The organism is Mesorhizobium sp. ZC-5, assembly GCF_025753855.1.
Classification (GTDB): Bacteria; Pseudomonadota; Alphaproteobacteria; order Rhizobiales; family Rhizobiaceae; genus Neomesorhizobium.
Genome location: NZ_JAOWPT010000003.1, coordinates 701,241 through 721,031 on the forward strand (window position 1 = coordinate 701,241; position 19,791 = coordinate 721,031).

A 19,791-nucleotide genomic window follows, 5' to 3' on the forward strand; every position below is an offset into this window, starting at 1 on the left:
CCGGCCAAGTAAATTCGTCAATCGATCGGCGATGATCATCAGGATCATCAGCTCGGAGGCTTGCCATGCGGATTTCCATCAACTGAACGGATCGGGGCGTTGACGCCGAACCGGACATACCGCTTGGGCCCGCGATACGTCGTGAATGTGACCAGCACGAAAATCGGCTGCAGGGTTACCCGCCTCGAGTAAAGCCAGCCCAGGGAGCGCCTATGAATGACAAGTCAGATATGGCCCATGCGGCCCGACCAGTTGCTTCAACCGACATGTCTCGGCGCGACGTTCTTGCTCTCGCAGGTGCCACGGCCTCAGTCTCAGTCATCCCGACGCTGTTAGACAGCACGGCGATGGCCGAGACCGCTGTGGCGTCGATCACCGTGCTGGTGAGTTTCACCGTCAACGATCAGCGCCAGCAGCTGAACATCGATCCCAGGCAGTCACTCCTCGACGTCCTGCGCGAAACACTTGATCTCCCCGGGACCAAGAAGGGCTGCAATCAAGGAGCCTGTGGGGCCTGCACGGTTCTCGTCGACGGCAGGCGTATCGTGTCTTGCCTGACCTTGGCATCCATGCACGACGACGCACAAATCGAAACGATCGAAGGCCTTGAAAAGGATGGTGAGCTTCATCCTCTTCAGGAAGCCTTCGTCGCACACGAGGGCTTGCAGTGCGGTTTCTGCACGTCCGGCCAGATCATGTCCGGATTAGGCTGCATAGCGGAAGGTCATTCCGGATCGCCTGAGGAAATCCAGTTCTGGATGAGCGGCAACATCTGCCGTTGCGGTGCCTATCCAGGGATCGTTGCGGCAGTCGCCGATGCGGCGAAAAGGAGTTGACCCATGTTTCCCTTCACGCTGGAAAAAGCAGGTAGCGCTGAGGCAGCAATCGCCGCCGCCGCGACGGGCGCGCGTTACATCGCTGGTGGCACCACACTCATTGATCTCATGCGGGAGGAGGTGGAACGCCCGGAACGGCTCATCGACATCAACGGGCTCCCGTTAGGTGGCATACGTGTGGAAGGCGATGATCTGCTGATCGGCGCGCTCGCGCGGATGGCCGACGTCGCCGCGGATAACAATGTCCAGCGCCTGCAGCCGCTGATCGCGGAGAGCCTGATCGAAGGCGCGTCACCACAATTGCGGAACATGGCTTCCATGGGCGGAAACATGTTGCAGCGAGTGCGGTGTCCATACTTCCGCATGCTTGATGTCGGCTGCAACAAGCGCACTCCCGGGTCGGGCTGTGCGGCAATCGAGGGGATCAACGCGGGTCATGCGATACTTGGTACGAGCGATTATTGCGTTGCGACGCATCCGTCGGACGTTGCGGTAGCGCTGGTTGCACTTGATGCGACCATGCGGGTCCATGGTCCGCAAGGCGAGCGCAGCTTCCCGGTCGAGGATCTTTTCCGGATCCCAGGCGACACACCGCACCTCGAACACACACTGCTGCCGGGCGAGCTAATCGTAGAACTGCGCGTGCCAGGCGGACCATATGCGCGCAACGCGCGCTACCTGAAGGTTCGAGATCGCGCTTCCTACGAGTTCGCCTTGGTATCAGCCGCAGCCGCCCTCGCTATCGAGAATGGGGTGATCCGCGAGGCACGCCTAGCAGTCGGCGGAGTTGGCACGCGTCCTTGGCGGCTACGCGCCTGTGAGGCCGCGCTCGCTGGAAAAAAGCCGGACAGACAGGCGTTCGAGGAAGCCGCGGAACTGGCGACTGAGGGTGTCCGGCCATTGCACCATAACGCCTTCAAGGTCGTGCTCCTGCCCAGGACGATTGTCCGCGCTCTGGAATTGGCAGGAGAGGTCGCATGAACATGAACATCATTGGTAAGCCTTTGACCCGGGTCGACGGGCGCACCAAGGTTGCGGGCAAGGCGCGCTACGCCGCTGATTTCAACCAGCCAGACCAGCTCTATGCTGTCCTGGTCAGCGCAACCGTCGGTCTTGGCCGGGTGAGGGAAATAGAAACCGCCGAAGTGGAAGAGATGCCTGGTGTCGTTTCGTTGATTACATATCGGAACGCTCCAAAGCTGACCTACCTGCCGCACAAGGGTGTCATCGATCCGGCAGTTGGCGAGCGCCTCCATGTCCTTCAGGACGACACTGTCCGCTTCTACGGGCAGCCTGTCGCTATCGTCGTGGCGGACTCGCTCGACCATGCCGAGCACGCTGCAGCAGCTCTTCGCATCCGCTATGACGCTCAGCGGCCGATGGTCGACCACGCCGACCAGCAGGTCGCCAGAATCGTTCCGGAAGCGGGCGGCGCGGACAGGTCGCGGGGCGATGCCGATGCCGCCGTTGCAGAGGCGGCCGTCAAGGTCGACGAGTACTACGACATGGCCCGCGAAAACCATAACCCCATGGAGCCGCACGCGACGATCGCTGCCTGGAGCGGTGATCGGCTGACGCTATGGAGCAAGAGCCAGTTCCTTATGAATGAGCAGGCGGAGATCGCGGCTGTGTTCGGCCTGCCCACCGAGAACGTCGAGGTCATCTGCCCCTTCATCGGCGGAGCCTTCGGGACGAGCCTGAGGACATGGCCACATGTGACGCTGTCTGCACTTGCTGCGCGGCACGTCCAGCGGCCCGTCAAACTCGTACTCACCCGCAAACAGATGTTCTTCACCACGGGCCATCGGCCGCGCTCGCTCCAGAGGGTTGCGCTCGGTGCCACCCCTGATGGCAAGCTTACAGGCGTTGTCCATGAAGGCACGGGAGAGACAAGTCGCTATGAGCAGTTCACGGAGGCCCTGACCGCCGTCACCGATTACCTGTACTCCTGCCCGAACGTGCGCACCCAGTATCGCCTGGCGCAACTCGACACAGGCACGCCCAACCATATGCGCGGCCCAGGTGAGGCAAGCGGCATCTTTGCGCTCGAAAGTGCAATGGACGAGCTGTCCTACAAACTTGGGATCGATCCGATCGAGTTGAGACGCCGGAACGAGCCACAGATCGATGAAGCAGAAGGCAAGCCGTTCTCCAGCCGCTCACTGATGCGGTGCTACGAGCTTGGCGCTGAACGCTTCGGCTGGGCCCGAAGGAGTCCCGAACCGCATTCCATGCGCGATGGGCGCTTGTTGATCGGCATGGGTGCTGCGACCGCCACATATCCCGCATTCCATGCGCCTTCGAGCGCCAGGGTGCGGCTCCTGGCAGACGGAACGGCCGAGATCGAAGCGGCCGCCAGCGACATGGGACCGGGCACCTACACATCAATGACACAGGTTGCTGCCGAATACCTGGGACTACAGCTGGAGCAGGTACGGTTCAGGCTTGGCACGACGGACTATCCGCCAACGCCGTCTCACGGCGGCTCCTGGACTATGGCATCTGTCGGATCCGCGATTCGCGCGGCATGTCTGGAGGCGCAGTCTCAGGCAGCCCAACGCGCGATAGCCGATCAGAATTCACCGGTCTTTGGAGTGTCGAGGGAAGGTGTTGAATGGACGGAAGGACGGCTGCGTCGGCGAGGAGATACCTTGCCAGGGCTCTCCTACCGGGACATTCTGGCGAGCGCGGGCAATCCGATTGAGGCTGATGGTTTCGCCCGGCGCGATCCGGAAATTGCCGAAAAATATTCAATGCATTCCTTCGGCGCGGTTTTTGCTGAAGTTGCCATCGATCCTGATGTCGGCACGATCAGGGTACGCCGTGTTGTCGGCGCGTATGGCATAGGGCGGGTGGTGAACCCGCTGCTCGCCAAAAGCCAATGCACAGGCGGGATGATCGGCGGCATGGGGATGGCGTTGATGGAACGCACGGTTCTGGATGCTCGTGACGGCCGCCCGGTTAATGCCCATATGGCCGACTACCTCATGCCGGTGAATCTCGACATGCCGGAATTGGAGGCGCTTTTCGTTGACGAGGTCGATCCGCATGTGAATCCGCTTGGTGTGAAAGGGCTGGGGGAGATCGCCCTGGTGGGGACTGCTCCTGCAATTGCCAACGCAGTGTTTCATGCGACGGGCAAGCGTGTGCGGAAATTGCCGATCCAAATCGAGAATATGCTGACCGCATAGGTGCGCCTGACGGGCGATGGGTGGGGCTGCCGGCCTCGGCAGTCGACAATCGACCTGACGCCTGTCGTCTTCGTTGCCCCGACGAGGCTGCTGCGGTCCCGGACATGCGGTTGAACCATCCTGACAGGAATGGGCCATGACGGGTGGTAGCGTTGCCTCAGGCACACTTCCAGGAGGTCATGATGTCTCAGATCAGCCGCCGCAAGATGTTAATCGGAAGCGTCGTTCTCGGCACGAAGCTTGTCCGTTCAGGTATGGCAAGGCAGCAGGAAGCCTCCGTCGATCTGGCGATGATAATCGAAGCGCACAGGGCTTCTTACGCGACGTTCATGGAGATGATGCGAAAGCCACATGGCCTTCGGAATAACCATACTGCAAGCAACCAGGCCGAAGAGAAGGCGCTGCTCGCCGTTTGCGGGTTTCCCGCCGTCGGGGATGCCGATCGTCGCGTCAAGGCGACATACCTTCTCCAGCTCGAGGCGCGTGGAGAACTCGACCTCAGGGAGCATATGCAAGCAGTTCTGCTCTCAATGATGTAGAGGCGGGATTTTCCCTGCTGAAGTTGCACATGCAAATGTGCCGTCGTGACGGTTCGACTGGCCGGGCTTCATCGCCATGTTTTCCGGCTTGCGAATAGGATCCGGCAAGTGGCCAAGCGACCTGGAGCAAGTCCGCATTTGGTACGAGCCACATCTCGATCGCCTCCACGAAGACGCCACAGTCCGGCGCGCCGATTTGCTGCAACTCGAGCAGATTGCGGCTGCGTATCTCTCCCGGGAGCGCTTATTGACGGACCTGACCCTGGCACCACCAAGTGCAACAAGTGATGAGGCCGGTCCACCACATCTCGACGAGGATTATGTTATCCTCTCCACCATCCATTCGGCGAAGGGCCAGGAATGGAAGAACGTATTTGTCCTGAACTCAGTCGACGGATGCATTCCAATCGACCTTGCCGTTGGCGAAAAGAACGAAATCGATGAAGAACGTCGGCTTCTCTATGTGGCCATGACTCGCGCCAAGGACGGTCTTCATCTGATCACCCCACAACGCTTCTACACTCATGGGCAAACGAGCCGCGGCGATCAGCATGTCAATGCATCGAGGATACGATTAATCCCCGCACACATTCTCCTCATTTCGAGCAGACTTCGTGGTCACCCCCTTCGACAGCTCAAAACTCAGCCTCTCAGCGTGAAGTTCGCGTCGACCTGAAGTCGCGGATGCGAGGGATGTGGAAACAACCTGCTCTATCTAGGGGGGCTCTCGCAGAACCCGGTATTTCCAGCCGGCCGCCGCACTCGATCTACTTCCATTTCTCCCTCTCGAACCCAGGCCCGGCGTGCTGTTGTCCTCCCGGTCCGTTCCTGGATTGAAATGCTGCCTCCAAAATAGCTGGCGCTGGACAGGGTATTGCGGACCTGGCGCGTCGTGCTGTCTCTCCCCAAGGCAGAACTGAGGCCTCAGGCCGGTGTGGGTCGAAAGTTACGAACCATTGGAAGCTTTCTTATCACCGTTTGGATTTGGAGTCGGTGCCTCTCGTACGTCTCGCGGTGGTGGATCCACGTGCTTGGGTTCGAATGGCGGCTTCTTGTCGCGAACAAGTGTCTCCTTCTTCGGCGTTTTCCTTGGTGATGTGTTGCCGATTTTCTTAAACATGGCGAAGTGCTCGAGGCACGGAACCCGGCACAATCGGCCCTTCATCCTGTTCGGGATCAGTTGGAGGTACTGGCGTTGGCGCAGGAAGAACCTTCTCGGGGTCATCCTCTGGAGATGGCTCACGACCAGGCGTGGGCAATGGGGTATCGTCGCCTGGCTGCGGCTCCTGATGCGCCATCCATAGGGGTGTCAGTCCTGCTGGTAGGCTTCGTGCAAACTCGCTCATAGCTTTAGCGCTCCTTTCGAATTCTATAAGATAAGTCATGGCTATCCCGTCGGTTCCGATCTTCCAGGCCGGGACTGGAGGCAGACGATGGGCAGCGAGGGGATTGGAAGGGCAACCATTCCTTCGGCAACGGTATTTCTTGGCCGATATGTGCGTGCCGCTGTGGATCGTCATGTAACTGTCACGCCACCGTCAGCTGGCCGTCATGTGGTGGGGATAGGCGTACCGCGAAACCCTGCCTTCTCAAGTGGTTCCTCAATTCAGGCGGGCCGCCATCGTGCCGGTCTGGTTATTGATCCGCTTCATCAGCTGTGCAGGGCCATCACGGCGAGGCGTCATGACTGCAATTTCGGTTCGGAACCTGTCGAAAAGCTTCGGCAAGAAGCGGGCGCTGGACAATATCAGCCTGGATATTCAGCGGAGCGAAATGGTTGCGCTGATCGGCGCGTCCGGGTCGGGCAAAAGCACACTGCTGAGGCATATCTGCGGCCTCGAGGTCGGACAGGGCGGGCACAGCAACATCGAGATCTTTGGACGCTCCATCCAGAATGGCGGCCGGCTTGATACCAAGGCACGTGAAATGCGCCGGGGAATAGGCGTGGTCTTCCAGCAGTTTAATCTCGTGGGTCGCCTGTCCGTTCTGTCCAATGTCCTGCTCGGCAACCTTGGGCATATCCCGGTCTGGCGCGGAACGCTTGGCCTCTTCTCCGCCGAAGAAAAGAAGGCGGCGCGGGCCGCATTGGCCCGGGTCGGTATTCCCGAAGTAGCTTGGCAGCGCGCTTCGACGCTTTCCGGTGGCCAGCAGCAGCGAGCCGCAATTGCCCGCACCCTGGTTCAACGATCGAGCATATTGCTGGCTGACGAGCCAATTGCTTCTCTCGATCCTTCGTCGGCGCGACGCGTCATGGAGATACTTGCGGCAGTCAACCGCGACGAGGGGATAACCTGCGTGGTCTCGCTTCATCAGGTTGAGTACGCCCGCCGCTATTGCCCGCGCACGGTTGCCTTGCGGGACGGAAGGATCGTTTTCGACGGCCCGTCCACGGAACTGACCAATCGGATGCTGGTCGAACTCTATGGATCGAATTCCGAGGAACTCATTTTGCCGGACGCCCCATCGCAACCGGTGAAACCGAAGCAGCTGCCGGCGCAGGATCTCGCGCCAGCCTTCGCATAACCAACCAAAGGGAAGCTTGTCATGAACGCATTTATCAAGGGAGCGACTGCGGTCGCTTTTTCCGTCCTGCTCTCGGGTGCGGCCTACGCCGAGGAGATCAATTTCGGCATCATTTCGACTGAGTCTCAACAGCAGCTGAAACCCAAGTGGGAGCCGCTTCTGGCAGATATGGAGAAAGCCACCGGCCTCACCATAAATCCGTTCTTCGCATCCGACTATTCGGGCGTGATCGAGGGCATGCGCTTCGGCAAGGTTCAGATGGCTTGGTATGGCAACAAGTCGGCCATGGAAGCTGTCGACCGCGCTGAGGGCGAAGTCTTTGCACAGCAGACCAACGCCAACGGCGAGCCCGGTTATTATTCATTGATCATCGCGCCCGCCGACAGCAAGCTGACGTCGGTGGAGGACCTCCTGAAGTGCGACGGGACGCTGAACTTCGGCCTCGGTGATCCCAACTCGACTTCGGGCTTCCTCGTGCCATCCACATTCGTGTTCGCGGCCAACAACGTCGACCCGAAGACATGCTTCAAGAACGTGACCAATGCAAACCATGAAGCCAACTCGATGGCTGTTGCCAACGGTCAGGTCGACGCCGCAGCGAACAACACCGAAAACATGACGCTGGTCGAACAGAACAATCCTGAGGCGTTCAAGAAGATCAAGGTGATCTGGAAATCGCCTCTGATCGCGTCCGATCCGATTGTGTGGCGCAAAGATCTGCCCGAGGAGACCAAGGGCAAGATCAAGGATTTCATGTTCAGCTACGGTTCCGGCAAGGCGACGGGCGATGCTGCGAAGGAAAAGGAAATCCTCGCGGGTCTGAAATGGGCCGGTTTCAAGCCTTCGGACAACAACCAGCTTCTGCCGATCCGCGTCATGGAGCTGACGAAGGCGATCGCAAAGGTGCAGGCGGACGCCAGCCTCTCGGACACCGACAAGAAGGCGCAGGTCGAGAAGCTCGAGGCACAGAAGGCCTCATTCGAAGAGCAGATCAAGAACCAGCAGAGCTAAGGCTGGACCAGCGAAGCTGGTTTTATCCTCCCAGGTCGGTCGCGCAATTTTGATGCGCGACCGACATTGTTTGACGGTGAAAGACATGGCGAACGTCACCACATCCGATAATCCCGCTCCCGAGGTCGAGCGCGACTGGTCGCGCAGCATCTGGAACATGACGACCTGGATTATCCTGGCTGTGCTGCTTGTGTGGAGCTGGGCTCCCGCTGAAATGAGTCGCTGGACCTATTTGTTCAGTGATGCGGGCAATATGGCCACCTATGCCAGCGGCTTCGCTCGCCCCGACTTTACGGAGTGGCGCTATTACCTCGCCGAGATGGTCGGCACGATCCAGATCGCACTCTGGGGAACATTCCTCGCGGCAGTCCTGGCTGTCCCATTCGGTATCCTGTCCGCCCGCAACATCGCGCCCTGGTACATCGTGCAGCCGGTGCGCCGGCTGATGGATGCCTGCAGGTCCATTCATGAACTGGTTTTCGCCGTACTTTTTGTGGTTGCCGTCGGCCTTGGTCCTTTCGCGGGCGTGATGGCGCTGTTCGTGCACACCACCGGCATCCTGGCCAAGCTGTTTTCGGAAGCCGTGGAAGCGATCGATTTCCGGCCGGTCGAGGCCATCAGAGCCACAGGTGCATCGCGCTTGCAGGAGGTCGTGTTCGGCGTCGTTCCGCAAGTGATGCCGCTCTGGATGTCCTATGCGCTTTATCGATTTGAGTCGAATGTGCGCGCCGCCACGGTCCTCGGGGTCATCGGTGCCGGCGGTATCGGCCAGGTGCTGTTCGAGTCGATCCGCGGCTTTTACTATCCTCAGGCGTCGGCAATGCTAATCATCATGCTGGTGACGGTGTCGCTGATTGACCTGCTGTCGCAGCAACTACGCAAGCTCTTCCTATGACGTAGTGGACGGAGGGCCACCTTTGGCCCATGTGGAATCAGATCACGTTCCAAGCCCAGTCAAAGACATATCCGGCGACCGCGGAGCCGATGACGGCCAAAGTCACGAACAGCATGAGGGTGGATGTCCGCAGGATGGGAACTACTGCGAGTACACCCCATATGCTGACGGCACTTCCCGACACCAGGAATGCAAGCGCCGCACCCGGAGACATGCCGAGGTCCAGAAGCGCTCGTACCATGGGGAGCGCCGCATATCCGTCCAGGTACATGGGAGCTCCAACCGAGACGGCGAGCGGGATTGCATAAGGCGAGTCAGTGCCGACATAAGTCCCAAGCAGATGGTCGGGCATTGCGTCCCTCAACAGGTACTCCGCCGCGAATGCCAAAGTCAGGCAAACCGCTACAAGTCTGGCGGTCTTTAGGAGACCCAGCCAGAAAATCCGGCTTCTTTCCGGGTCTCCCCATACCCAGGCCCGGTATCCGGCAACGCAGTGGCCGCACGTTTCCCCACTCGATGCACGTGATCGGCGCAGCGGTCTTTTCACTGCCTGCGTTGTTGCCAGGGCTGCCGTAACGCCCCCTGCGAAAATCCCGAGTCCCAGAGCGCTGATTGTCTTTGCAACAGCAAACGAGAGGCCCAGTGTTGCCCAGGTGGCTGCAAACATCGCGGGGTCGGTCACGGGGGACGAGAGCCAAAACGCCATCACCGGGGCAAGGGGAACTCCCGAAGCCAGGAGACCGGTCATCAGCGGGAGCACGGTTACTCCACACACGGGCGTGATCGTGCCTGCGAAAGATGCGAGGACAATCGTGGTGACCGGGCGGCCCCGGAAAATCTCCGCTGTAATGGTGCCGGCTCCACTGGCGGCCACCCAAGCTGACAACAGCAGTCCAGCACCGATGAGCAGTGCGACGTCCAGGAAGCTCACTGCAACGAAACGCGCGATTTCCACTGCCTTTTCAGGCCACTGCAGACTGGCACCGGCAGCAATTGCTACGGTCAATGCCCAGATGATGCGGGTCGATGGATAGGGAAGAGTTGCAGAACTGGCCATAGTGACCTTCGTGGTTGCCACCCAGCTTAGGTCACCGACTTTTATGAGAAAAACGAATAGTATATATATCAGCCATGAGCACGAACGATGGCACAATTCCTTCGCTCGATAGCGATTTGCTGCGGACTTTCCTTGTCGTTGCCCAGGAAGGCAACGTCAGCCGAGCGTCGTCCAGATTGTTTCGCACCCAGTCAGCAATCAGCCTTCAGGTCCAAAAACTCGAGGAAACCGTCGGACACTTGCTGTTCCAGCGCCACGGTCGCGGGGTGACGCTGACGCCCGCAGGCGAGAAATTGCTTCCGATCGCCAGGAGAGTGGTCTCAACGCTGGATCAGACGGTCAACGAGATGAGGGGCAATCAACCCGGCGGCGAGATCCGGATTGGCATCCCGGATGAATATGGCGAACGGGTTTTGGCCTCGATACTGGCATCGTTCTCGAGCACTCAGGCGAATGCGCAAGTGGTGGTCCGTTGCGGATCCAGCGTGGAATTCCCCGACATGATCTCGCGGGGCCAGCTCGATCTTGCCATCCATTCACCTGAAATCGTATCGCCGGTCGATGTCGTGATCCACCGAGAGCCAGCCGTGTGGGCAGCTTCAACTTTCACGGATGTCTTGGACCGAAAACCGCTCCCTATTGCGCTCTTCGACAAAGCATGTTGGTGGCGAAGCCGTTGTCTCGAGCTTTTGGAGGCGTCGGGCGTGAATTTCCAAGTGGTCTGCACAAGCGAAAGCGTGGCCGGAGTGAGATCGGCCATCGCAGCCGGCACAGCCGTCGGCGTGCTGCCGCGGATTTCAATGACTCCCCATCTGCGGGTCGATGGTGATGGCTTCCTGCCCCCATTGGGAGATTCCGAGCTTGTGCTTTCGAAAGGGACCGGAACTGCTAGAGAATTGGTCGACTCGATGGAGATCGCTATTCGGTCAGCATTTCAAAAGGCAGCCTGATGCGGCGGTAGAAAGAACGGCAAGCCGACCCGCTACGACGATTGAGCGATCTCCGCGTACAATCTCAAGCCGGGCCCCACCCTTAGGGTCGTCAGTCCGTCGCATTCCAAACCGATCTGGACTAATGTCGCCCATCAGGGTTGCCCCTGACGGGAGGTGAATTTGCGAGCGACAAGTCGGGATCGAGTGCGCGGGAAGGGGCACTTGAACAGGCGGTGGTTCGTGACGGCGGGTTTGGCGGCCATGGCCACACCCGTTTTGGGTCATGCTGGTGAAACTTCCTTCAAATTCGGCCTTACCCCTGTATTTCTCTCCAATGATTTGGAGCTCCTCAGACACTTGCGTTCGTATCTGGAGTCCCGATTGGGAGGGGCTGTCGAGTTGGTGTCCCGTCGAACCTATCAGGAAATCACGGCCCTGCTGGTATCGGGACAAATCCATGCCGCCTGGATCTGCGGATATCCTTATGTGCAATACAAGGCCGACCTCGACCTTGTCGCGACACCGTCCTGGCACGGCAAGCCGCTCTACCAGTCTTACTTGATAACCACCCAAGGCAGGGACGTCGGCGATTGGACTCGCCTCCACGGCGATATCCACGCTTTCTCCGATCCGGATTCCAATTCAGGTTTCCTTGTCACGCGCGCATTGCTGGCCGAAAACCGCATGCTCCCCGATCAGTTCTTCTCACGCAACTTCTTCACGTACGGCCACCGCAACGTCATTCGCGCGGTCGCTTCCGGACTGGCACAGTCGGGAAGCGTCGATGGTTACGTCTGGGAGGTGATGAAAGAAATCGAACCATCCCTGGTGAATCGCACGATGATTGTCAGGAAGTCCGAATGGCTGGGCTTTCCGCCGATCGCCTCGGCGAAGTCCCTGGCTTCCGATTCAAGGATCGCGGCGCTGCGCGACGCACTGGTGTCCATGTCGGGAGACAGAGAGGGCCGAAAAGTGCTCGAAATGCTCCGTCTCGATGGTTTTCTCGTCACGCCACCCGCGCTATTCGACACGATCGCGGCCAAGGTCGAGACGGTGAGGCAATTCGGATGAACCCGTTCCGACGCTGGCAATCGATTCCTGTTTCGTTTCGCGTGCCGGCGATCGTCGCCATCCTGATGGTCGTCATCACCGCCGCGATTTCCGAACGAGTTCTCGATCGATTGTCCCGTATCCAGGAAAGCTATCTCAACGGCTTGGCGGGCACGTATCTTGATGGCCTTTCGTCTTCAATATTGCCAGCCGTTTTGCGGGGGGACGTCTGGGAAGTATTCGACGCTCTCGATCGATCCTCGACCGTTTATGAAGCTCTAGCCCCAATCGAAACGGTGGTCACGGGATCGGACGATCGTGTTCTTGCGGCAAGCGACCCGGGAAAGATTGAGACTTACTCCGTACTGCCTGCAGAGTATTCGGCGCGTTACGGACCTGGCAACGTAACGATCGACGGCCAAAGGCTTACCGGGTTTGCCCACCGCGAGCTGATTTACCAGGGCCAGCATATCGGTACGATCCACGCTACATTCGACGTGTCGCATCTTTTTGCGGAGAGGCGCGAGGTTCTGATCACCTTGTTGGTCACGAACGGAATTGTTGCTGTCTTGTTCGCCTTCGGAGGCTTCCTGCTTGTTCGGCGCATGGTGGGTCCGATCCGCGTTCTGGAAAACCATATGCGATCGGCCGCCCAAGGGGTTGCCGAGCCAATTTCAGCGAACGAAATCCCCCGGGGGGATGGCGAAGTCGCCAGCCTTTTCCACGGCTACAACGCGTTGGTGCATGCCGAGCGCGAGCGTGCAAATTTCGCCATGCAACTTGCCGAGGAAGAAAAGTTGGCAAGCTTGGGTCGCTTGGCTTCAGGAATGGCGCATGAGATCAACAATCCCCTTGGCGGTCTGTTCAATGCCATCGACACCCTGAAGGAACACGGTCAGACCCCTGGAGTCAGGGAGACCTCGATCCGGCTGATTGAACGCGGACTGGCAGGCATTCGGGATGTCGTGGAGGCTGCTTTGGCCACGTACAGGCCGGAACGTTCACAGCACCCGCTGACAGCCGAAGATTTGGAGGACGTCGGCCTGCTGATCAGGCCGGAGTTGCGTCGCAAAATGCAGCGTCTCGAATGGGATGTCGTATGGCGGTCATCCAAAGAGCTTCCAATCCGGGGCGGTTTGGTCAGACAGGCATTGCTCAACCTGCTTTTGAACGCAACGGCAGCGACACCGGAAGGCGGCCAGGTGAGCTTTTCGGCAACAAGTACCGAGCGGATGTTGACCATCGATATTGGAGATGAAGGCCCGGGAATGCCGCCGGATATCGCAGGAATCCTGCTCGATCGTGATCCCGGACCTGCCGTACGGGCTGGTCGAGGTCTGGGTCTCTGGATGGTCCGTCGCGTGATTGACGATTTGGGCGGAACGATCAAGATAGGCGAAAAATCCACGGGAGGCACGGCGATTACCCTGCTGCTGCCCCTGGAATGGGAGGATCAGAAAGCCAATGCTGCCTGAGCGGGCGAGAGTGGGTCTTGTCGAAGACGATCCGGTCATGGGCGGCTCGATCGTCCAGCGGCTCGAACTGGAAGGATGGCGGGTCACGTGGTGGGAGACGGGGAGGGAGGCGATCTCGGAAATCGGTACGCTGCCGCAATCCCTTGATCTGGTCATCTGCGACGTTCGTCTTCCGGATGTTTCGGGCGAGACCGTATTCAACGAACTTGCCAAGCTGCCCAATACGCCGCCCTTTATGTTCGTTACGGGGTATGGAGAAATCGATCAGGCGGTTCGATTGATGAAGTCCGGCGCAGTCGATTTCATGACCAAGCCGTTTTCCATGGATGAATTCCTTCGCCGCATAGAACTCGGCCGCCGTCCTACCGGCACGCGTGCCCACGACTATGTGCTTGGTGTCTCGGATTCCATGCATTCGGTCGAGGACATGTTGCGGCGCTATGCTCCGCACGATTTGCCTGTCCTCATCATGGGCGAGACTGGATCCGGCAAGGAAGTTGCCGCGCGCTATCTCCACCAGGTTTCCCCGCGCTCCGGAGACCCGTTCATCGCGGTGAACTGCGCCGCGATCCCGCATGAGCTTCTCGAGAGTGAGCTGTTCGGCCACGAAAAAGGATCGTTCACGAACGCCTCCCAGCGTCATCTTGGCTACGCCGAGAGGGCAGGCCGGGGCACCCTGTTTCTGGATGAAATCGGCGACATGCCCCTTGCCTTGCAGGCCAAGCTCCTTCGCCTCGTCGAGGAGGGGACTTTCCTGCGCGTAGGCGGTGAAGCACCTGTGCCTTTCAAGGCCCGTATCGTGTCGGCGACGCATCGCAACCTTCCCGCAGCCGGCTCCGGGAATTTTCGGGAAGACCTTTATTTTCGCTTGGCGGTCCTACCCGTCGACATACCCCCGCTCCGGGAGCGCGCCGACGACATTGCCTGGCTTATGGACCGCTTTCTCGCGGATGCGAGCACCCGGACCGACAACCGCATTCGCGGCCTCAGTGCTCTTGCGGAAGAGGCTGCGCTTTCGCACGGCTGGAAAGGCAACGTTCGCGAATTGCGAAACCGCATCGAGCGCGCGGCCGCGCTGTCGACCACTGAGTGGATCATGCCCGGGGACCTTTTTCCGGAGCAGTTCGGAAGATCGACGGCTGAAGATTTTCTTTCTCTGTCGGTCGTGCGCGACGCGGCGGAAAAACGCCAGATCGAGCGTGCGCTGGAACAAACCGGCGGCCAGATCGCTAAGGCTGCAGGATTGCTTGCAGTCTCCCGAACCACGTTATGGGAGAAGATGACGCGGTTCGGAATGGCTGATCGCGAACGTTCGGATTCCTGAACCTTCGGCACTGCACCAAGTGCGGAAATCCGAACGGGCGGTAGAAACGATTTGCTCTGAATCCTTAAATAATGCCGCAACATCAATGGCTGGCGAAATTGGCACGAAGGTTGCTGTCTTCTTGGTGAGGTCAAAAACCATCATCGGGAGGAACGTATGGAACGGTGCAGCAAACTGGTCGATATCGGCAGGCGTCAATTCCTCAGAGGGAGCGCATTCGCAGCTGCAGGAGTGGCAACGGCGGTCAGCCTGCCGACGCAGGCCAAGGCCGCGTCCGCACTTGCACTGGTCGAATACCCTTCCAACAAGCTGGCCAATGTTTCGGACCTGAAGCCGAATGAGCCCTTCGACGTCGGCTATCCTGACGATGACGCTCCGGGCGTGCTTCTGAAGCTGGGCACTCGGGTCCAGGGGGGTGCCGGCCCCGACGGCGACATTGTCGGCTTCTCGACCGTGTGCCCGCACAAGGGTTTTCCCCTGACCTACAATGCCGACGACCACAGCTTCAACTGCCCGGGTCACTATTCCCGGTTTGATGCGGATGCCGGCGGCCAACAGATATGGGGGCAATCGACTGCCAATCTTCCGCAGTACGCGCTGCGCATAGACGACAAAGGCGACATCTATGCCGAGGGGGTCGACGAGCTCCTCTACGGCCGCTTGAGCAATGTTCTCTGAGGGAGGATCGGATCATGGCCTACAAACGTCACGTTGACCGGCTGCCGATCATTCCGGCAGATGCCAAGAAGCACAACGTCACCTGCCACTACTGCATCGTTGGATGCGGCTATCACGCCTATACCTGGCCAGCCAACAAACAGGGCGGTACCGAAGCCGCTTCGAATGTCTTTGGCGTCGACCTGTCACAACAGCAGGCCGCCGAGACGGACGCCTGGTACGCGCCATCGATGTACAACGTCGTGAAGCAGGACGGCCAGGACGTCCATATCGTCATCAAGCCCGACCATGAGTGCGAAGTGAATTCCGGCCTCGGATCCGTCCGTGGCGCTCGCATGGGGGAACTCCGTTACTCGACGACCCGGAATTCGCAGTTGCAGAGGCTCACCGATCCCATGGTCTGGCGCTACGGGCAAATGCAGCCGACCTCCTGGGACGATGCGTTGGACCTCGTTGCCCGCGTGACCGCGGCGGTCGTCAAAGAGCAGGGGGAGGATGGCCTGTTCGTGTCGGTGTTCGACCACGGCGGATCAGCCGGCGGATACGAAAACACCTGGGGTACCGGAAAGCTTTATTTCGGATCCATGAAGGTCAAGAACATCCGCATCCACAATCGGCCTGCCTACAATTCGGAAGTTCATGCCACCCGCGATATGGGCGTTGGCGAACTGAACAATTGCTACGAGGATGCGGAACTGGCCGACACGATCGTCTCGGTCGGAAACAATCCCCTGGAAACCCAGACGAACTACTTTCTGAATCACTGGGTACCGAACCTTCGCGGCACCTCCATGCAGAAGAAGCAGGAGCAGCTTCCGGATGAGCCGCACGCGAACGGCCGGATCATCTTCGTCGATCCGCGCCGGACGGTTTCGGTGAATGCCGCCGAGGCGGAAGCCGGCAAGGATAACGTGATGCACCTTGCCATCAACTCCGGAACCGACATGGTGCTGTTCAATGCTTGGCTGACCGAAATTGCCGACAAGGGGTGGATGGACAAGGAGTTCATCGAAGCCTCGACAAAGGACTTCGACAAGGCGCTCGCCGCCAACAAGACAACTCTGGAACAGGCAGCCGAGATCACCGGGCTGACCGTCGATCAGATACGCCAGTCAGCAGCCTGGATCGCCGAACCCAAGGAGGGCAAGCGGCGGCGCACCATGTTCGCCTACGAAAAAGGCCTGATCTGGGGCAACGATAACTATCGTACGAATGCTGCTCTCGTAAACGTTGCCCTGGGCACGGGGAATGTTGGCCGCGAGGGTGGCGGCTGTGTCCGCATGGGCGGCCACCAGGAGGGATACGTACGACCCTCGGATGCCCACGTGGGGCGTCCTGCAGCCTATGTCGACAAGCTCCTGATCGAGGGGAAGGGTGGTGTTCATCACATCTGGGCCTGCGACCACTACAAGACCACGTTGAACGCCCACCAGTTCAACATGGTCTACAAGAAGCGCACGGACATCGTGAAAGACGCGATGAATGCCGTGCCTTATGGCGATCGCGAGGGAATGGTGAAGGCCATTACCGATGCGATCAAGGCCGGTGGCTTGTTCTCAGTCGACGTCGACATCATTCCTTCGAAGATCGGGGCGGCGAGCCACGTCTGGCTTCCGGCTGCCGAGTCCGGCGAAATGAACCTGACCTCCATGAACGGCGAGAGGCGGATGCGTCTGGTCGAGCGCTACATGGACCCGCCCGGAAATGCGAAGCCCGATTGTATGATAGCCGCAGGCCTCGCCCAGCACATGGAGAAGGTCCTCCGCGAAATGGGAGACAATGCCTATGCGGACCAGTTCAAGGGTTACGATTGGAGGACCGAAGAAGATGCCTTCATGGATGGCTACAACAAGAATGCAGGTGGCGGTGAGTTCGTGACATACGAGCGCCTCCGCGCCATGGGCAACAACGGCTTCCAAGAGCCTGCCACGGCTTTCGAGGACGGCAAGATCGTCGGAACCAAACGTCTCTATACCGACGGCAAGTTCGGGACCAAGGATGGCAAGGCGACCTTTATGGAGGCCCTGTGGCGCGGCCTCCAAGCCCCGGGCAAGGAGGAGCAGAAAAAGAACAACAAGTACCTCATCAACAACGGCCGCGCGAACCAGGTCTGGCAAAATGCCTTCCTCGATCAGGAAAGCGAGTTCGTCATGGATCGGTGGCCCTATCCGTTCATCGAGATGAGTCCCGACGATATGTCCGAACTTGGTGTCAAGAACGGTGACCTCGTCGAGGTCTACAACGAGAGCGGCTCCACGCAGGCGATGGTCTACCCGACGCCGACGGCCAGAAAGGGAGAAACGTTCATGCTGTTCGGGTTCCCGACCGGAGTGCAGGGCAATGTAATTAACGCCGGCACGAACGAACTGATCCTGCCGAATTACAAGCAAACCTGGGCGAACATCCGGAAAATTTCGGATGCGCCCGAAGGCGTGAAGCACCTGTCATTCAAGTCGCAGGAATACCAAGCGACGTGAATGCCTCCCATTCCGAATCCCGCCGCGAGAAACATCGCGGCGGGATCGTATTATGCCGTTGGGCGTGCCGCAGGAGCCGCGCGCTGGCTCAACTACTCCAAGGCATGATGACGAAGAACGGCCGTTTTCGGCTGGGGTGACACCGTTTGGCGGTGTGTCTGCTCAACTCGAGTGAGGTCCCGAATCCAAAATGGCTTTTGCGGAACCGAACGCCTGATGAAATCCGGGACCACGTCGCCTACCTTTAGAGTGCTCCCAAACAGAGGCTGACATGCAACCCGTCCTTGCCGTGACTGAAAACAACTGCAGTGCAGGCGCAAAAAGCAGTGTCATTCCTGTCGACATCGCCGCCGCGAAGGCGGTTTCGATTGCAACGCCCGTCAGGGATACAGAACACCTCCCGCTCCTGGCAGCCGCAGGGAGAGTACTGGCCGGGGATATCAACGCACGGATCGATCTTCCGCCTTTCGACAACTCCGCGATGGACGGATATGCGATCAGGTCTTGCGAGGTGAAGGGCGAGGGCCCGTGGGAGTTTCAGCTGACGGGTCGCGTCGCAGCGGGCAGCTCCGGAAGTAGTTTCGCGACAACGGGGAACGTGGCCGTCCGGATATTCACAGGTGCGCCTGTGCCGACAGGTTTTGATACTGTCGTCATGCAGGAACATTGTGAGCGCGATGGTGACCGTGTCGTCATTGTGAAAGGTCCAAGATCAGGTGCTAACATCCGACGCGCGGGCGAGGACGTGCGTGGGGGAACGCCAATTCTGTCTGCTGGATCGCAATTGACCCCGCAAAGGATGGCCCTTCTTGCTGGCCAGGGTTTCGCGGAAGTCGAGGTCTTGCGAAAAGTTCGCATTGGCCTGATTTCCACCGGCTCGGAATTGCAGGAGCCAGGTGGATTTCTTTCTTTTGGGCAAATCTACAACTCCAATCGCGTGATGATCCACTCCACGATGGCTACGTTCGCTTGGGCCCAGGTTGTGGACTTGGGAATTGTGCCTGATAGCCGCGCAGCACTCGTCGAAATACTTGGGGAGGCCTCTCGGAGTTGCGATGTGCTTGTAACCACAGGCGGTGTCTCGGCAGGTGAGGAGGACCACGTTGTGTCGGCTCTCAATCACCATCGCGGCGCGCTGGATGTGATGAAGGTCGCCATGAGACCCGGGAAGCCAGTAAAAATCGGCTTGATCGACAAAATGCTCTTCGCTGGGTTGCCGGGCAATCCGAATGCGGCTTTGGTTACCTTCCTCCAGATCGCGCTACCTGCAATCCGGAAAACTGCAGGGTTGTCGGATGTAGGACCGACCTGGCTGCCTGGCGTTGCAGGATTCGACTACGAAAAAAAGCTGGGCCGGACCGAGTTTGTCCCTGTCAGACAGATCGGAACGGACGACGTGGGGCGGCCAATCCTAGAAATGCTTGGACGCGGATCATCTCCCAGCCTTTCAGCCATGGCGTTGGCCGAGGGAATTGCGGTGTTGCGCCCCGATGCTACTGCAATCGAACATGGCAATCCGCTTTATTTCGAATCCTTGATTTCTTGAGGAAGCACGTCTGAGAACGCGACTTCCAAGGTCTTCCTTGGAATGACCCGAAAGACCTTTGCAATCCTTGCGGAATGACAGCTTCGCGCACCCAAGTCGGCCGCTCAGAGTGGTTTGATCGCTGCCTGAAAGCCGACCTTCCCGGCGACCGCTGACAGACGTGGATGCGCCAATTTCTGACCTTCCACACCGCTCAACCGGAGGGCTTGTTTCGGATCGGAACCAGTCGTTGGGCCGTGCCCACAATTCCTAAGCAC

General features: G+C 59.1%; 15 protein-coding genes and 1 pseudogene. 15 read left to right on the forward strand and 1 reads right to left on the reverse strand.

The genetic code is table 11. From position 1 onward, the window contains the following. Positions 1–347: 347 nt before the first annotated feature. From OHD58_RS12130 to phnE, 8 genes and pseudogenes are all read left to right on the forward strand, one after another. On the forward strand, positions 348–836 hold the full coding sequence (locus tag OHD58_RS12130) for a (2Fe-2S)-binding protein (RefSeq protein WP_412177206.1): 489 nt from the start codon (positions 348–350) through the stop codon (positions 834–836). 3 nt (positions 837–839) lie between these two features. Further along, complete coding sequence (locus OHD58_RS12135) at positions 840–1,817, forward strand: FAD binding domain-containing protein (RefSeq protein ID WP_263803554.1); 978 nt, start codon at positions 840–842, stop codon at positions 1,815–1,817. Next, positions 1,814–4,027, forward strand: a complete 2,214-nt coding sequence (locus OHD58_RS12140; protein WP_263803555.1) for a xanthine dehydrogenase family protein molybdopterin-binding subunit — start codon at positions 1,814–1,816, stop codon at positions 4,025–4,027. Before OHD58_RS12135 ends, OHD58_RS12140 begins: the two co-directional genes overlap by 4 nt. A 182-nt stretch (positions 4,028–4,209) precedes the next feature. Continuing rightward, on the forward strand, positions 4,210–4,566 hold the full coding sequence (locus tag OHD58_RS12145) for a hypothetical protein (RefSeq protein WP_263803556.1): 357 nt from the start codon (positions 4,210–4,212) through the stop codon (positions 4,564–4,566). 55 nt (positions 4,567–4,621) lie between these two features. After that, positions 4,622–5,268 (forward strand): annotated as a pseudogene (locus OHD58_RS12150) (3'-5' exonuclease); the annotation flags it as partial. A 921-nt stretch (positions 5,269–6,189) separates the two neighbouring features. After that, a complete protein-coding gene (gene phnC / locus OHD58_RS12155; protein ID WP_263803558.1) occupies positions 6,190–7,089 on the forward strand; it encodes a phosphonate ABC transporter ATP-binding protein in 900 nt (299 codons plus the stop codon). A gap of 21 nt (positions 7,090–7,110) precedes the next feature. Next, entirely contained in the window at positions 7,111–8,100 is a 990-nt protein-coding gene (gene phnD / locus OHD58_RS12160; RefSeq protein ID WP_263803559.1) for a phosphonate ABC transporter substrate-binding protein, read from the forward strand. Positions 8,101–8,185: 85 nt separating this feature from the next. Then, positions 8,186–8,995, forward strand: a complete 810-nt coding sequence (phnE, locus tag OHD58_RS12165; protein WP_263803560.1) for a phosphonate ABC transporter, permease protein PhnE — start codon at positions 8,186–8,188, stop codon at positions 8,993–8,995. A gap of 37 nt (positions 8,996–9,032) precedes the next feature. On the opposite strand, the gene OHD58_RS12170 is transcribed toward phnE, so the two are convergent. Beyond that, positions 9,033–10,052 carry a permease gene (locus tag OHD58_RS12170; RefSeq protein ID WP_263803562.1) on the reverse strand — a complete coding sequence of 340 codons (1,020 nt, stop codon included), beginning with the start codon at positions 10,050–10,052 and terminating at the stop codon, positions 9,033–9,035. Positions 10,053–10,126: 74 nt separating this feature from the next. On the opposite strand from OHD58_RS12170, the gene OHD58_RS12175 reads away from it, so the two are divergent. From OHD58_RS12175 to glp, 7 genes are all read left to right on the forward strand, one after another. After that, on the forward strand, positions 10,127–11,002 hold the full coding sequence (locus OHD58_RS12175; RefSeq protein WP_263803564.1) for a LysR substrate-binding domain-containing protein: 876 nt from the start codon (positions 10,127–10,129) through the stop codon (positions 11,000–11,002). A 204-nt stretch (positions 11,003–11,206) separates the two neighbouring features. Then, positions 11,207–12,055, forward strand: coding sequence for a PhnD/SsuA/transferrin family substrate-binding protein (locus tag OHD58_RS12180; RefSeq protein ID WP_412177199.1), 849 nt, complete (start codon positions 11,207–11,209; stop codon positions 12,053–12,055). After that, positions 12,052–13,509: a sensor histidine kinase gene (locus OHD58_RS12185; protein ID WP_263803565.1), complete on the forward strand. Its 1,458-nt coding sequence runs from the start codon at positions 12,052–12,054 to the stop codon at positions 13,507–13,509. Before OHD58_RS12180 ends, OHD58_RS12185 begins: the two co-directional genes overlap by 4 nt. Then, positions 13,499–14,833 (forward strand): sigma-54-dependent transcriptional regulator, encoded by a 1,335-nt coding sequence (locus tag OHD58_RS12190; RefSeq protein ID WP_263803566.1) that lies wholly within the window; start codon positions 13,499–13,501, stop codon positions 14,831–14,833. The genes OHD58_RS12185 and OHD58_RS12190 overlap by 11 nt, the downstream gene beginning before the upstream one ends. Positions 14,834–14,989: 156 nt before the next feature. Continuing rightward, positions 14,990–15,511, forward strand: coding sequence for an arsenate reductase (azurin) small subunit (locus OHD58_RS12195; protein WP_263803567.1), 522 nt, complete (start codon positions 14,990–14,992; stop codon positions 15,509–15,511). A gap of 14 nt (positions 15,512–15,525) precedes the next feature. Next, the gene (locus tag OHD58_RS12200; protein WP_263803568.1) at positions 15,526–17,988 is read left to right on the forward strand and encodes an arsenate reductase (azurin) large subunit; all 2,463 of its coding nucleotides are present in this window, start codon (positions 15,526–15,528) and stop codon (positions 17,986–17,988) included. Positions 17,989–18,259: 271 nt separating this feature from the next. Continuing rightward, on the forward strand, positions 18,260–19,534 hold the full coding sequence (gene glp / locus OHD58_RS12205; protein WP_263803569.1) for a gephyrin-like molybdotransferase Glp: 1,275 nt from the start codon (positions 18,260–18,262) through the stop codon (positions 19,532–19,534). Positions 19,535–19,791: the final 257 nt, after the last annotated feature.

What these genes read in the sequence shown, in the direction of transcription:
- phnD (WP_263803559.1), top strand. Translation starts at nt 7,111, where the DNA reads ATGAACGCATTTATCAAGGGAGCGACTGCGGTCGCTTTTTCCGTCCTG.
- phnE (WP_263803560.1), top strand. Translation starts at nt 8,186, where the DNA reads ATGGCGAACGTCACCACATCCGATAATCCCGCTCCCGAGGTCGAGCGC.
- OHD58_RS12135 (WP_263803554.1), top strand. Translation starts at nt 840, where the DNA reads ATGTTTCCCTTCACGCTGGAAAAAGCAGGTAGCGCTGAGGCAGCAATC.
- OHD58_RS12130 (WP_412177206.1), top strand. Translation starts at nt 348, where the DNA reads ATGGCCGAGACCGCTGTGGCGTCGATCACCGTGCTGGTGAGTTTCACC.
- OHD58_RS12195 (WP_263803567.1), top strand. Translation starts at nt 14,990, where the DNA reads ATGGAACGGTGCAGCAAACTGGTCGATATCGGCAGGCGTCAATTCCTC.
- OHD58_RS12140 (WP_263803555.1), top strand. Translation starts at nt 1,814, where the DNA reads ATGAACATGAACATCATTGGTAAGCCTTTGACCCGGGTCGACGGGCGC.
- OHD58_RS12200 (WP_263803568.1), top strand. Translation starts at nt 15,526, where the DNA reads ATGGCCTACAAACGTCACGTTGACCGGCTGCCGATCATTCCGGCAGAT.
- OHD58_RS12185 (WP_263803565.1), top strand. Translation starts at nt 12,052, where the DNA reads ATGAACCCGTTCCGACGCTGGCAATCGATTCCTGTTTCGTTTCGCGTG.
- OHD58_RS12170 (WP_263803562.1), bottom strand. Translation starts at nt 10,052, where the DNA reads ATGGCCAGTTCTGCAACTCTTCCCTATCCATCGACCCGCATCATCTGG.
- OHD58_RS12190 (WP_263803566.1), top strand. Translation starts at nt 13,499, where the DNA reads ATGCTGCCTGAGCGGGCGAGAGTGGGTCTTGTCGAAGACGATCCGGTC.
- OHD58_RS12175 (WP_263803564.1), top strand. Translation starts at nt 10,127, where the DNA reads ATGAGCACGAACGATGGCACAATTCCTTCGCTCGATAGCGATTTGCTG.
- glp (WP_263803569.1), top strand. Translation starts at nt 18,260, where the DNA reads ATGCAACCCGTCCTTGCCGTGACTGAAAACAACTGCAGTGCAGGCGCA.
- OHD58_RS12145 (WP_263803556.1), top strand. Translation starts at nt 4,210, where the DNA reads ATGTCTCAGATCAGCCGCCGCAAGATGTTAATCGGAAGCGTCGTTCTC.